General features: G+C 66.0%; 9 protein-coding genes and 1 pseudogene. 8 read left to right on the top strand and 2 right to left on the bottom strand.

Annotation, left to right across the window (positions count from 1 at the left end; all coding sequences use genetic code 11):
• Positions 1-9 precede the first annotated feature (9 nt).
• The 4 genes from BGI01S_RS30135 to BGI01S_RS08910 all read left to right on the top strand — a co-directional run bounded on the left by BGI01S_RS30135 (position 10) and on the right by BGI01S_RS08910 (position 3,365).
• Positions 10-381, top strand: coding sequence for a hypothetical protein (locus BGI01S_RS30135; RefSeq protein WP_157004137.1), 372 nt, complete (start codon positions 10-12; stop codon positions 379-381).
• A 609-nt stretch (positions 382-990) separates the two neighbouring features.
• Entirely contained in the window at positions 991-1,986 is a 996-nt protein-coding gene (locus BGI01S_RS08920) for a GlxA family transcriptional regulator (protein ID WP_042324541.1), read from the top strand.
• A 106-nt stretch (positions 1,987-2,092) separates the two neighbouring features.
• Complete coding sequence (gene rfbC, locus BGI01S_RS08915) at positions 2,093-2,644, top strand: dTDP-4-dehydrorhamnose 3,5-epimerase (RefSeq protein ID WP_042324252.1); 552 nt, start codon at positions 2,093-2,095, stop codon at positions 2,642-2,644.
• Between the two features lie 91 nt (positions 2,645-2,735).
• Entirely contained in the window at positions 2,736-3,365 is a 630-nt protein-coding gene (locus BGI01S_RS08910; protein WP_042324538.1) for a GNAT family N-acetyltransferase, read from the top strand.
• Positions 3,366-3,613: 248 nt separating this feature from the next.
• Here BGI01S_RS08910 and BGI01S_RS29465 read toward each other — a convergent pair whose 3' ends face one another.
• Positions 3,614-3,775 carry a DUF1328 domain-containing protein gene (locus BGI01S_RS29465; protein WP_042324250.1) on the bottom strand — a complete coding sequence of 54 codons (162 nt, stop codon included), beginning with the start codon at positions 3,773-3,775 and terminating at the stop codon, positions 3,614-3,616.
• Positions 3,776-4,060: 285 nt separating this feature from the next.
• On the opposite strand from BGI01S_RS29465, the pseudogene BGI01S_RS08900 reads away from it, so the two are divergent.
• Positions 4,061-4,558, top strand: a pseudogene (locus tag BGI01S_RS08900) (DUF523 domain-containing protein).
• 120 nt (positions 4,559-4,678) lie between these two features.
• Here the strand turns inward: BGI01S_RS08900 and BGI01S_RS08895 are convergent.
• Positions 4,679-5,095 (bottom strand): diacylglycerol kinase, encoded by a 417-nt coding sequence (locus tag BGI01S_RS08895; protein WP_042324248.1) that lies wholly within the window; start codon positions 5,093-5,095, stop codon positions 4,679-4,681.
• A 361-nt stretch (positions 5,096-5,456) separates the two neighbouring features.
• Between BGI01S_RS08895 and bcsB the strand changes: the two genes are divergently transcribed.
• The 3 genes from bcsB to BGI01S_RS08880 are packed head-to-tail and all read left to right on the top strand — an operon-like array spanning position 5,457 to position 13,255.
• Positions 5,457-7,844, top strand: a complete 2,388-nt coding sequence (gene bcsB / locus BGI01S_RS08890) for a cellulose biosynthesis cyclic di-GMP-binding regulatory protein BcsB (RefSeq protein ID WP_042324247.1) — start codon at positions 5,457-5,459, stop codon at positions 7,842-7,844.
• Between the two features lie 3 nt (positions 7,845-7,847).
• On the top strand, positions 7,848-9,311 hold the full coding sequence (gene bcsZ, locus BGI01S_RS08885) for a cellulose synthase complex periplasmic endoglucanase BcsZ (protein ID WP_042324246.1): 1,464 nt from the start codon (positions 7,848-7,850) through the stop codon (positions 9,309-9,311).
• A 32-nt stretch (positions 9,312-9,343) separates the two neighbouring features.
• Complete coding sequence (locus BGI01S_RS08880) at positions 9,344-13,255, top strand: cellulose synthase subunit BcsC-related outer membrane protein (RefSeq protein WP_042324535.1); 3,912 nt, start codon at positions 9,344-9,346, stop codon at positions 13,253-13,255.
• Positions 13,256-13,261: the final 6 nt, after the last annotated feature.

Genomic DNA, 13,261 nt, shown 5'->3' with positions numbered 1-13,261 from the left:
GCCGCTTTCTTGAGCCAGGTCACGCGGCGCCTGCTGATTGGCGAGCACGCGTCGTGTGGTCGAAGCGAGATGATGGACGGCTTCGGGCTCACCGCTCACCGCTCGCGCCCCGAAGCGCGGCGACGTAGCCCGCGTGTAGTCACCATCCAACAGTCACAGCAAGCAGTTCCCTACCTGCCGGCCACGATCGGCCATCCGCGTGAGGACAGGACGCTCACGAATCGCGCCGTGGTTCCTGCTTTTCGCAAGCTCACAGTCACGCGAACGACCACGGGGCGCGGAGCGGCCTTCCTTAAAGAGCGTGATTCGCGCATGAAACTTTATTCAAGAAAGAATTTCGCGGCCAATTTGCTGCAGCGCGCTCAATCATCTGACGTATAAACGTTTGCGCGCTGGAAAGCGATCTTAGGTCATACGTAAAGGATTGCGGTGTTTCAATATAGAAACATTTTTTGTCGTCGGCGAATTGCCGCTTTGAAATATTAATTTCGCGCAATAAGGATATAGACCGCGTAGCTCCCATGATCCAGTCAATAAATTCCTGGTTTGCGAATAAATACCGGATTGAACGCTCATTATCCGGGATATTCGGATTTCATGTTTGAAACACTTTTAACTGAATCCGGTTCGGGCCTGTTTGCAAAGCCGTTACTTCGCAGAATCTGCAAAATTGCCGCGTGATATTCCGTGATAGCCAAGCCAGATATGGCTTGGCGGCTCACGCTCGCAACAGATGGCTCGCCTCCTCGTTGTGGCAACGCCGCATCGCCGCGATCTCATATCAAACGCGAAATAATTGTTTTCTTCATACATTCTCTTTACTGATGAAGATTTGTTTTTAAATTTACTATGCCGGGCCATTCCGCTAACATCACGCTTAATCCGTTAAGCGGCGCTGGCGGCGGTTTCAGTTGGAATAATTCATTCGCTCGTTTCGGCCAGCTAACGGCACATCGGGGTCCACAACGTATGACCGTTTGGGGAAAGATCATGCCGCAAATGCACCTTGATACCGCGAGAATTACGTGGCTCCACACGCCGACTTTGAACGTTCGTACTGCAGCGCGGCGAATCGGCATCCTGCTGTTCGACGGCTTCTGGCTGCTCGGTCCAGGCACCGTCGTGGAGATGTTCCAGAGCGCCAACGAACTGTCAGGTTCGCGGGCCGGCGAGGAGCCGCCCTATGAAGTGCAATTCCTGTCGATGGACGGCGGCAGCGTCGCCAGTTCTTCATCGGCGCGCATCTGGACCGATCGCATCGACACACGCTTCGGTAGCGGTTTCGACGTGCTGTTCATTGCGGGCGGCTACGGCGCGCACGCGGCGGCGCGCGACGAGCGGCTGCTCGGCTGGCTGCGCGCGGTGCAGGCGCGCACGCGAGCGATCGAAACCATCGGCGAAGGCCGGCTCGTGCTGGAAGCCGCCGGCCCCACCGATCACGACGGGCTGCAGATGAACCGCTATCCCGGCGGCGCATCGAGCGAGGCCGCGCTGAGCGCATCGAACGATCGTCACGACTGCGCGCGCGCCGCGCTGATGTTCATCAAACGCGACCTGGGGGCCGAACTGGCGCGCAGTGTCGCCGATCGCGTGATGCCCGGCATGGCGGCGACGTGGGTGCCGCTGCCCGCCGAAGGCGGCACGCTGAGCGTGGCCGAGAAAATCCGCGCCGCCGCGCGCTGGATGGAGGCGAACTGCGATCGTCCCGTGTCGGTGGCCGACGCCGCGCAGGTGGCCGCGATGAGCGAACGCAATTTTCTACGGCGCTTCAAGCACGAGATGCAGGTCACGCCATCGGACTACCTGCTGCAAGTGCGGCTGCGCATCGCGTGCAACTTCCTGACCGAAACCGAATTGCCGGTCGACAAGATCGCGCGGCGCAGCGGCACCGGCAACGGCGATCGTCTCGCGAAGATCTTCCGCAAGCGCATGGCGCTATCGCCCACGGAATATCGCGCGCGCAGCAGGGTGGCAAACGAGGCGTAGCATGTCAGCAGGCGCCCGTGCCGACGGGTGCGCCTCATCAATGTTGAACGCGGCCGCAGCGGCGGCCGTATTTTCGCCGGCCAGCCTTCTTACGAGCATAGCGGCAATGGGCAACAAGGTAATGGCGACGGCATTGCCGGATGTGAAACTCATCGAGCCCGAAGTGTTTTGTGACGAATTCGGCTTCTGCTTCGAGAGCTTTAGCGCGGACGAATTCGCCGATGACGTCTCGCAAGGTTTCAATTTCGTGCAGGACCGGCATCTGCGCGCGGTGCACGGCGTATTACGCGGGTTGCACTATCAGGTGCAACGTCCGCAAGGGCGACTCGTCCGCGTGGTGCAGGGCGAGGTGTTCGACGTCGTCGTGGACGTGCGGCTCAATTCGCCGAACTTCGGCAAATGGAGCGGCGAATATCTGAGCGCCGCGAACCAGCGGCAAATCTGGGTGCCGCCGGGTTTCGCGCACGGTTTCGTGGTGCTGTCCGATGTGGTCGAGTGCGTGTGGAAGACCACCGAGTACTGGTTTCCCGAACTCGAGCGCTGCATCCTGTGGAGCGATCCCGACATCGGCATCGAGTGGCCGATCGACTTCGAGCCGATTCTCGGCGCGAAGGATGCAGCGGGCCGGCGCCTTTACGAAGCGGAAAACATTGCGTGATTTTCCATGTGAGTTTTTACGACATTTTTTCTTGAGGCGCTCCCTGGCCAAATCTACACTTCGAGCATCCTGATTGTTCGAGGTGCTCAACGTGAAGCGTCGTGCCACAACGCAGCAAACCGTTCGTATCGATTACGTGTGTCATGGCGTCGGCCATGTCGAGTTGCGCCGCTTCGATCCCGCGCGCGATTCGTTCGTCGCGTTGACGGCGATGCTCCATCGGGCCTTCGCGCCGCTCGGTGCCCTCGGGCTGAACTGCACCTGCGTGGATCAGACCGTCGAAACGACGCGTTTACGCGCGACGCGCGGCGATTGCTATGTGGCGGTCTGCGAAGGACGCATTGTCGGCACGATGACGCTTTACGCGCCGGAGCGCGAGTCGTCGTGCGAGCTATACCGTCGCGACGATATCGCGAGCTTGCGGCAGTTCGCGGTGGAGCCGGTGTGGCAGTCGCGCGGCATCGGTACGTTGCTGCTCGCGTTCGCCGAACATTGGGCCGCCACGCGCGGCTACGCGGAACTCGCGCTCGATACGCCGCAACCGGCCGCGCATCTGGTCGCGTTCTATCGCGGCCAGGGGTTTCGCATCGTCGACTTCACGCGCTTTGACGGCAAGCATTACGACAGCGCGATTCTGAGCAAGCCGCCGGTGGCGACGCGCACGCTCGCGAACTGGTCGCATCGTCTGAGCATGACGCGCCCGATCGCGCACGCTGCCTGAATGCGTGGGGAAAAAACAATGAAGAGATAAGGTGGGTCTGCGGCGGCGCGCTGCATCGCCGCGAACATCGGCACGCAGCGATATGAGCGCACACGCGAAAGCTGCGCGTGTCGAAAAGAGTATCGAAAAATAGGCGAGCGCCGACGCGGGCAGCAACTATTGCAATACCGTGTGGCAAGTATTGCATCGAAGCGCGGCTGCCCGCCTCGGCGCAGAGGTGTGTCCAGCTATCCGCCGAACGCAGCGGGTCAGCGTCGCATCACGCCCATCAGCAACGTGACGAGGAAGATCACCACGAAGATGAAGAACAGGATCTTGGCGATTTCAGTCGCGCCCGCGGCGATACCGCCAAAGCCGAAGACAGCGGCGATGATGGCGATGATGAAGAAAATTACAGCGTATCGAAGCATGGGACCTCCCACCGATGGATGGCTGGATTGAAGTAAAGGACGGCGACTCGTCGTGGGCACGGCGTGCTTCGACGGGTTTTTTGCCGGTGAGCGGAGTAGAGCAATAGGTGTGCCCAGCATCGACCCGCATACCCGGAAGGCGAACTGTGCAGCGAATCAGCCGGGGGGCGCCGCTTTGCGCGCTGTAAGCGCGTCGCGTCATCGGGGCCGCCTGCGAAGGGTCGGCGAATCCCCTTTACAATCTTCTGCCCGAAGCTGCCCGCCCGCGAGGGCACCGTCATCGTCATGTTGAAGATTCTGGTCAGTGCGTGTCTGGCCGGTCACCCGGTCCGCTACGACGGCGCCGCCAAAACCGCACGCGACGTATGGTTCGATCGCTGGCGCGACGAAGGCCGTCTCGTGATCGTGTGTCCGGAAGTGGCCGCCGGTTTTCCCACGCCGCGGCCGCCGGCGGAAATCCAGTAGCGCCGAAGCGGCGCCGACGTGCTGAACCACACTGCGTCGATCGACGACAACACCGGCGCAAACGTTACCGCGCTCTTCATTGCCGGCGCCCGCCACGCGTTGCAACTCGCGCAAGCGGAACATTGCCGCTATGCGTTACTTGCCGACGGCAGTCCATCGTGCGGCAGCACCTTCATCTACGACGGCGAATTCAGCGGGGCCACGCATGCCGCAGCGGGCGTCACCGCGACGCTATTGCGGCAGCACGGCATCCGCGTGTTCGCGCTCTCGCAGATCGCGGAACTTGCCGCGGCAATCGCGCGCGACGCGGATGCGTAGCGCACGTCGAACTCTTCAAAATAAAGCAAAACAACGCACAGCTCGTTGCCACGCTAACGTTTGCGAGCCGGACAAATCGTGTCCGGAAGAAATAGTCGGGAGAACATAAAAATCGCCCTGCTATCCGCGCAGCCAGTGATAAACAAGCGGCCCGCACAACACGCCCCACGTCACCATGCAAATCAGCAGTGCGATCGTCACGGCCGCGCTGCCGCAATCTTTCGCGCGTTTCGATAGCTCGTGACGTTCGAGCGAAATCCGGTCGATGGCGGCCTCGATGCTCGAATTCAGCAACTCCACCAGCAGCACGAGCAGCACCGACACGATCAGCAACACGCGCTCGATCGCGCCGACCGGCATCAGCAGCGCGGCGGGCAACAGGACCGCGGCGAGCGCCGCCTCCTGGCGAAACGCGCTTTCCTCGCGCAACGCGGCGACGATGCCGTCGCACGAATGCCGCAGCGCGAATAACGCGCGTAGCGGACCGCTACGTTTTGCGGGCGGACAGGCCGCGGAAGATTCGGTCGGATTGCTCATGATCAGGACGACGTCGGGAAGGCGGCAGCATGCCTTAAATGTCACAAATTGTCACAAGTTTGTGCTATCTTTGCGCCGCCCCACGGCGCGGCGATCCCGTGTCGGCGGACGACGGAATATCAGAAAGAGCTTCCCGCGCGCACGTAGTGCCGGAACCGCTTCATGTGTGGCCACGCCCGTCGCCTCGCCGGTCATTCAAGGTTTCGCCAGAACTTCCGTATACAAGGCAAGGGCAGAGGACCGCGTCGCGGTCGCATCGCCATCGTTTCCCATTTCCGCGCGCTCGCGCGGCAGACCGAATTCGCACAGTGCCCGATGCAGTCAAGGGCGGACGGCCGAGGTCCAACAAGCTGATCTGTCCATGAAACCAGTCGTGTCGTTGTGCCTTTCGCTGAGCGCCATTCTCGGCGCTCCGTATGTCGTTGCAGCGGTGGCCGCGCCGTCCGCGCGCGCGGCGTCCTCGCCGGCCGTGGCCGCTTTAACGTCGGCGTCGACATCGACGGTGGCCGGCATGGCCGCGCCTAACCGCGCGAACGCGACGAATGCGCTCAACGCAGCGAACGTCGCCGGCACCACAGACGCCGCGGCGTCAGCCAACGCCAACGCCAACGCCAACGCGGCCACCACCCATCTGTCGTTCGCCGCGCTGGGCGCGTATCAACCGCTGAATCTGCGCGGACTCGACGACGCGCGCACCGTCAACGCCGGCGTGCGTCTCGATCGCGTGGTCACGGCGGCGCGGCTGCGCTTGCGCTACACGTACTCGCCGTCGCTGGTGTTCGCGCTCTCGCATCTGAAGGTGTCGATCAACAACGAAGTGGTCGCGACCGTGCCATTCGATCGCGAGCACGCCGGGCAGATCGTCACGCAGGAGATCGCGCTCGATCCGCGTTTCCTCACCGACTACAACCAGCTCGGCCTTCGCCTGATCGCGCATTACACGCTCGATCATTGCGAGGACCCGGAGAACTCCGCGCTGTGGGCCGACGTGAGTCCGACGAGCGAGCTGATTCTCGACACCGCGCCAATTCGCTTGCCTAACGATCTCGCGTTGCTGCCCGCCCCGTTTTTCGACCGGCGCGACGTGAGCCGGCTGAATCTGCCGTTCGTGCTGCCGGCCGCCGCCGACAACGCGACGCTGCGCAGCGCCGGCGTGCTGGCGTCGTGGTTCGGCGCGCAGGCCGATTATCGTCAGGCGCGCTTTCCGGCGTTGTCCGCGTTGCCGTCGGATGCGCACGCGGTGGTGGTCGCGCGCAGCGAACAGTTGCCCGCCGGGTTGCAACTGCCGCCGGTCAACGGCTCGATGCTGATCGTCGCCGACAATCCCGCCGCGCCCGGCAAGAAGTTGCTGATCGTGACGGGCCGCACCGCGGCCGAAGTCGACGAAGCCGGCGCCGCGCTCGTGCTCGGCAAGGCGGCGATGGCGGGGCCCGCTGTGCGGATCGGGCAGATCGACATCGGCGCGCCGCGCAAACCATACGATGCGCCGCGCTGGGTGCCGGTGGATCGCCCGGTCGCGTTCAGGGAACTGACCGACGAGTTGAGCCAGTTGCAGGTGCATGGCAGCGCGCCCGACGCGATCCGCCTGAACCTGCGCGTGCCCGCCGACCTGTTCTCGTGGAATGGCGCTGGCGTGCCGCTGAATCTGAAGTACCGTTACACCGCGCCGACAGTGCAGAACAATTCGGCGCTCGCGGTGCAGATCAACGATCAGCTCGTCAAGTCGTACCGGCTCGCACCGGCCAGCGCCGACGACGCGCAAGGCCGTCTGCAACTGCCGGTGCTGTCGAACGCGGGCAACCGGTCGAGCAGCGCGCTCGACATTCCGGCGTTCCGCGTCGGCAGCTCGAACCAGTTGCAGCTGCGCTTCAATCTGGATTCGCAGAAGACCGGGCTGTGCCAGTCGGTGGCGTCGAATCCGGTGCAAGCCGCGGTCGATCCCGATTCGACGATCGACTTCTCGGGCTTCGTCCACTACGCGCAGATGCCGAATCTCGCGTACTTCGCGAACAGCGGCTTCCCGTTCACGCGTTACGCCGATCTCGCGCAGACGGCGGTGGTGATTTCCGAGCATCCCGCGCCGCAGGAACTCGAAAGCATGCTGACGATGCTCGGCCACATGGGACAGTGGACCGGCTATCCGGCGCTGCGCGTGCAGATTGCGCGGCCTCGCGAGCTCGCGCAACTGACGGGCAAGGATCTGCTGGTGATCGGCGGCAACGGCTCGGCGCCGCTGCTCGCGCGCTGGCAAAAGGCGTTGCCGTTGAGCATCGGCGCGGCGTCGCAGGATGGCGCAGCCGATAGCCCGATCACGCGCGCGTCGTTTTCGGTGAAGGAGCAGTGGCGCAACGGCGCGCATCTGCCGGACGGCAGCGCGCGGATCGAACGCGACGGCGCGCTCGCTGCGTTGATGGGCTTCGAACTGCCGGGCAGCAAGGGACGCAGCGTTGTCGCGTTGACGGCCACCGATCAGCAGCAGTTGACGCAATTGCTCGACATGTTCGACAAGCCGGACCGCGTCGCGCAACTGCAAGGCGACGTCGCGTTGCTGCGCGGCGGGGAAGTGGACAGCATGCGCGTCGGCGAACCGTATCTGGTCGGCTATGTGCCGTGGTATGCGCGGCTGTGGAGCAAGGCGATCGAGCATCCGGTGCTGCTCGGCGTGCTCGGTGCGCTGGCCGGGCTGCTGCTGGCGATCGGCGCGTTCACCGCGCTGCAGGAACTGGCCGCGCGCCGCCGAGGAGTTTGAGCGATGACGCGGGCGAAGGCGACAGCGCCGTCGGACTCGGGGCGGGGCGAGGCGCGCGGAGAGGGCGCTGGCCTGGCGATGGCCGCGGTGATCGGACGCGCGATTGGCGTTGCGATGGCGGTGGCGTGCGTGTCGATGGCGGTGGCGATCGTGACGCCGCGGGCGTTTGCAAGCGGAGCGTCGGAGAGCGCGGGTGGGGCCGGTGTGGCGAACATCGCCGACGCGACTAGTGCGGCCGCCGCGGCCAACGCGACCAACGCGACCAACGCGACTCGGGAGCGTAATGCGGCGAACACGGCCCATCCGTCCGACGTGACACGCGCGACCGATACGGCCAATGCCGCGAACATCGCCGCGTCCAACGCCCCGGCCAGGTCCTCCGCCGATTGCGCGCCCTCCGCCTGGCCGCGCTGGCAACAATTCAAACGCGACTTCATCTCCGCCGACGGTCGCGTGATCGACGTCGGCTCCGCCGATTCGCGCACGGTTTCCGAAGGCCAGTCGTACGCGCTGTTCTTCGCGCTGGTCGCGAACGATCGCGCGGCCTTCGACACGATCCTGCACTGGACCGAACAGCATCTCGCGCAAGGCGACCTGACCGCGCATCTGCCGGCCTGGCTATGGGGCCGCGCGGACGATGGTCAATGGAAGGTGCTCGACACGAACGCGTCATCGGATGCGGATCTGTGGATCGCCTACGCGCTGCTGGAAGCCGGCCGCGCGTGGCATGAACGCAGCTACACGGCGCGCGGCGCGGTGCTCGCGAAGCGCGTGCTCGACGAGGAAACCGCCAGTGTTCCCGGACTCGGCCTCACGTTGCTGCCGGGTCCGGCCGGCTTTCATCCGGAGGCCGATGTGTGGCGCGTCAATCCGAGCTATGCGCCGCCGCAGGTGATGCGCGGCCTCGCCACGCGGCTGCCGGACGACGCACGCTGGTCGCGTCTTCTCGCGAGCACCGGGCACGTGTTGACCGACACCGCGCCGCAAGGCTTCGCACCGGACTGGGCGTTGTATCGCGCGAAGCAGGGTTTCGCGCCCGACCCGCAGACTCATGCGGAAAGCGCGTACAACGCGATCCGCGTCTATCTGTGGGCTGGCATGCTCGATTCGCGCGACCCGCTTGCGTCGACCTTGCTCGCGCGTTTCGCGCCGTTCGCGAACTTCATCGCCGCGCACGATGCACCGCCGGAAAAAGTCGACACGACCAGCGGGCGCGCGGGCGCGAACCTGGGCAACGCCGGCTTTTCGGCGGCGGCCGCGCCGTTTCTCGACGCACGCGGCGAGCACGCGCTCGCCGATGCGCAGATCGCCCGCGCCGGGCAACTCGATCGCGCGACGCCGATGGGTTATTACAGCAGCGTGCTGAGCCTGTTCGCGCTCGGCTGGCGCGACGGCCACTACCGTTTCGCCGCCGACGGCACGCTCGAACCGCAATGGAGTGCGCCGTGTCGCGCCGTCGTTCAGTGAGGCGCGCCGCACGCTTTGCCGTTCTCGCGTGGATGGGCGTGGCGGGTGGCACAGGCGCCCCGCTTGCGCACGCGACGACACCGCGTGCCGTCGCGCCGCACGCGGCTTCCAACGCGGTGGCCGACGCGGTGGCCAATGCGAAGCCCGCCGCGTCGACCCCGCCGGACGCCGCCACGCAGCGCCTCTTCGCGACCGCCCGCATGTGGTCGACCAAGCATCGCGACGATCTGGCATTGCAGGCAATCCAGAAAGCGCGGCTGATCGCTCCCGACGATCCGTCGTTACTTGCCGAGCAGGTGCGTATCCAGCTGCGTCTCGGCCAGGCGCAAGCCGCGCAGACGACACTCGCGCGTCTGCGTGCGAGCGCGCCCGCCACGCCGGCCACGCAGCAGATCGAAGACGAATTCCGCGTCGCCACCAACGGCCGCCAGGAACTCGCGACCGTGCGTCTGCGTGCGCGCAGCGGCCAGTCCGCCGAAGCGACGCGCCGCCTGCTCGCGCTGTTTCCGCACGGCGCGCCGTCGGGCTCGTTGGGCGCGGAGTACTACCAGATCATCGCCGGCACGCCCGACGGCCGCACGCAGGCGATCGGCGCGTTGCGCCGGCGCGTGGCCGCCGATCCGTCCGACGTCGATGCGGCGCTGGTACTCGCGAATCTGCTGAACGCACGCGCCGAAAAGCGCGCCGAGGCCAACCGCATCGCGTGGAATCTGGCGACGCGGCCCGACTCGGATCGCTCGGCATCGCTCGACGCGTGGCGTCACGTGTTGCAATCGGCCGGCGCGGACCCGGCGTATGTGGCCGCGCTCCACGCCTATCTGCAACTCGTCCCCGACGACACCGAATTCAAGGAACGCGTTGCCGCGCTCGAAGCGCAGCTCGACGCGCAGCGGCAACTCGAACACAACCCCGACTACATCGCGCAGCAACGCGGCTTGCAGGCGCTCGCACGCAACGATCTGACGAGCGCGGAACCATTGCTCGCACGCGCCGCGCAGGCGCGCCCGGACGATGCGGAAGCGGTCGGCGGCCTCGGTCTCGCGCGCATGCGGGCGGGGAGGCGCGACGAAGCCCGCGCGCTGTTTCTGCGCGCGGCCGCGCTCGCGCCGGACAATCGCGCGAAGTGGGAAAACCTCGCGCGGGCCGCGCAGTTCTGGGGGACGCTCGCGCAAAGCCGTGACGCTGCGGCTGCGGGTCGCGCGCAGGACGCGGAGCGCTTCGCGCGCGCCGCGCTCGCAATGGAACCCGGCAACGCGGACGCGAAGCTGATGCTCGCCGACGCGCTGCTCGCGCAACACGACTGGAGCGCGGCCGAACCGCTGCTGCGCGATTTGCTGGCGACGCGCGAGCCGAGCGTCGGCGCGTTGCGCAGTACCGGGACGCTGTACGAGAACACCGGCCGCGCCGCGCAAGTGGAGCCTTTGCTCGACGCATTGCAAAGCCGCTTCAGCGCCACCGACGATCGTCAGAGTCTCGCGCAACTGCGCGCCGATCTTCTCACCCGTCAGGCCGACAAGCTGCTGGCCGACGGTCAGCGCGGTCCCGCCGCGCAACGCTACGAAGCGGCATTGCGCGCCACGCCCGACGCGCCGTGGACGCGCTTTGCGCTCGCGCGTCTGTATCGCGATCTGGGCTTGCCGCAACTCGGCCGTGTCGTGCTGGACGACGGCCTCGCGCTCGCCGCGTCGCCGGAAATGCGCTATGCGAGCGCGCTGTACCGCAACTCGCTCGACGACATCGACGGCGCGCAAGCGGTGCTCGCGCCGATCGCCGACGCGGATCGCACCGACGGCATGCGCGCGCTCGACCGCAATCTGCAGGCGCAGCAGTGGCTCGTCAAAGCGCGCGCGGCATTCGCGCTCGACGATCGCACGGGCGCCACCCACGCGCTCGACGAAGCCCGCGCGCTGGCCGCTGACGATCCGAATCTGCTCGCGGCGGTCGGTGCGCTGTGGATCGAGCAGGGCGACGCGCAGCGCGGCCTCGCGCTGCTGAAGGACTGGATGGATACGCACCCGCAACTCACCGATGCCGACGTGCGCTTGCGTTACGGCGATCTGCTCGGCAGCGCCAGCGCGACCATCGGCAACGCCGAACTCGACGCGTGGCTGACTCGCTTGCGCAACGATCCGCAGGTCACGCTCAGCGCCGCGCAAAGCGCGCGTCTCGAAGATCAGGCGCTGCGTCTGGTGCTGCGCCAAACCGACGAAGCGCTCGATCGTCAGGATGACGAACGAGCGCGGAAGCTGCTCGCTACCGTGAGCCCGGCCGGCCGGCGCGACAAACGCTACGCGCTCGAAGTCGCGGATCTCGAACGCCTGCAGGGACACTACGGGGCTGCGCGCGCCGCGCTTGAGCCGTTGCTGGCCGCGACCCCCGGCGACCCGGACTCGCAACTCGCGCTGGCCCGCGTGCTGGAGCAAAGCGGCGAGCGCCGCAGCGCGCTCGACCTGGTGCGTAGCGTGCTCGACGGTGCCGCGCCCGACGACGTCGACACGCGGCTCTCGGCGGCGCGCCGGTTGGCCGCGCTGCGCCATCCGCAGGAAGCGCAGCAGGTCACCCAGGCGTTGCGCGTCGCGTATCCGGCGCGGCCCGACGTGACGGTGCAAAGCGGCCGCGTCGCGCAGGACCTCGGACAGTACGAGGAGGCGGCGTCGCTATACCGTCTGTCGCTCGCGCAGGAGCGCGCGGCGGGCGTGAGCGCCGGTGCTCGCGACACCCCCGCGAAAGCGGCGCTGACCGATCTCGAACAGCGCCGCAATCCGGAGATCGAGACCGGCTGGCTGCCCGCGTATAAATCGGGCGATGCCGGTATCTCGCAACTGCGCGCATGGCAGGTGCCCGTGTACATGCAGATCCCGTATCGCTACGACGGCCATTTCTTCGCGCATATCGACACCGTGCATCTCGACGCCGGCACGCTCGACCCGAGCGAAGGCAATGCGTTCACGCGCGACACGTTCGGCACCATCGGCGCCGCCGACAATCTCGCGGCGGCGCTCGGCATTCCGGCGCAGACCCGCGCCGCGCTGCTCGCGACCTCGCCGTATCTGCATCAAGCGGCGACCGGTGTAGCGCTCGGCGCGGGCTATGTGTCCGACGCGTGGCGCTTCGATCTCGGCACGACGCCGCTCGGCTTCGCCGTGCACTACCTGGTCGGCGGCGCGCGCTATCAGTTCGACGCGGGACCCGCGAGCTTCTCGGTCAGCGGCTCGCGCCGTCCGGAGACCGGCAGCCAGCTTTCGTATGCGGGCATGCACGACCCGGTGACCGGTGTCGTGTGGGGCGGCGTGCGCCGCGACGGGATCGATCTGCATACATCGCTCGATGTCGGCAAGACGAGCCTGTTCGCCGATCTCGGCGCGGGCGTGCTGACCGGCCGCAATGTCGCGAGCAATCAGGAGGTCACGTTGCGCACCGGCTTCACGGTGCCGGTTTATCAGCGCGTCGATACGCTCGTGAGCACCGGGCTCGTCGGCAACGTGTGGCACTACACGAACAACCAGCGCTTCTATTCGTTCGGGCAGGGTGGCTACTACAGTCCGCAACGCTATCTGTCGCTCGGCGTGCCGATCGAATGGGCCGGCCGCCACGACGCGCTGAACTGGGATCTGACCGCGACGCTCGGCGTGTCCAACTCGTACGAGAAGAATTCGCCGTACTATCCGAACGGTTTGCCCGCCGGGCTAGCCGCCGCGCCGGGGCTCGACACGCTGGTGAACACGGCCAGCTCGACTCGCGGCGTCGCGTTTTCGTACGGGCTCGCGGGCACGGTGCAATACCGTTTCAATCCGTATCTGCTGGCGGGCGCGCAATTGAGCATCGATCGTTCGCACGACTACGCACCGAGTTCCGCGCTGGTCTATCTGCGCTACACGTTCGACGCGCGCAAGCAGGACAACAGTCTGTCGCCGAAACCCGTGCGTCTTTACTCCAGCTATTGAACGGCG

Source organism: Paraburkholderia ginsengisoli NBRC 100965 (assembly GCF_000739735.1).
GTDB lineage: Bacteria > Pseudomonadota > Gammaproteobacteria > Burkholderiales > Burkholderiaceae > Paraburkholderia > Paraburkholderia ginsengisoli.
The sequence above is the reverse complement of the archived record's forward strand: the minus strand, read 5'-3'. Positions and strand labels throughout refer to the sequence as shown.

Excerpts from the sequence above, each read along its gene's own strand:
- bcsB (WP_042324247.1), top strand. The coding sequence starts at position 5,457 with ATGAAACCAGTCGTGTCGTTGTGCCTTTCGCTGAGCGCCATTCTCGGC.
- rfbC (WP_042324252.1), top strand. The coding sequence starts at position 2,093 with ATGGGCAACAAGGTAATGGCGACGGCATTGCCGGATGTGAAACTCATC.
- BGI01S_RS08880 (WP_042324535.1), top strand. The coding sequence starts at position 9,344 with ATGGGCGTGGCGGGTGGCACAGGCGCCCCGCTTGCGCACGCGACGACA.
- bcsZ (WP_042324246.1), top strand. The coding sequence starts at position 7,848 with ATGACGCGGGCGAAGGCGACAGCGCCGTCGGACTCGGGGCGGGGCGAG.
- BGI01S_RS29465 (WP_042324250.1), bottom strand. The coding sequence starts at position 3,775 with ATGCTTCGATACGCTGTAATTTTCTTCATCATCGCCATCATCGCCGCT.
- BGI01S_RS08895 (WP_042324248.1), bottom strand. The coding sequence starts at position 5,095 with ATGAGCAATCCGACCGAATCTTCCGCGGCCTGTCCGCCCGCAAAACGT.
- BGI01S_RS08920 (WP_042324541.1), top strand. The coding sequence starts at position 991 with ATGCCGCAAATGCACCTTGATACCGCGAGAATTACGTGGCTCCACACG.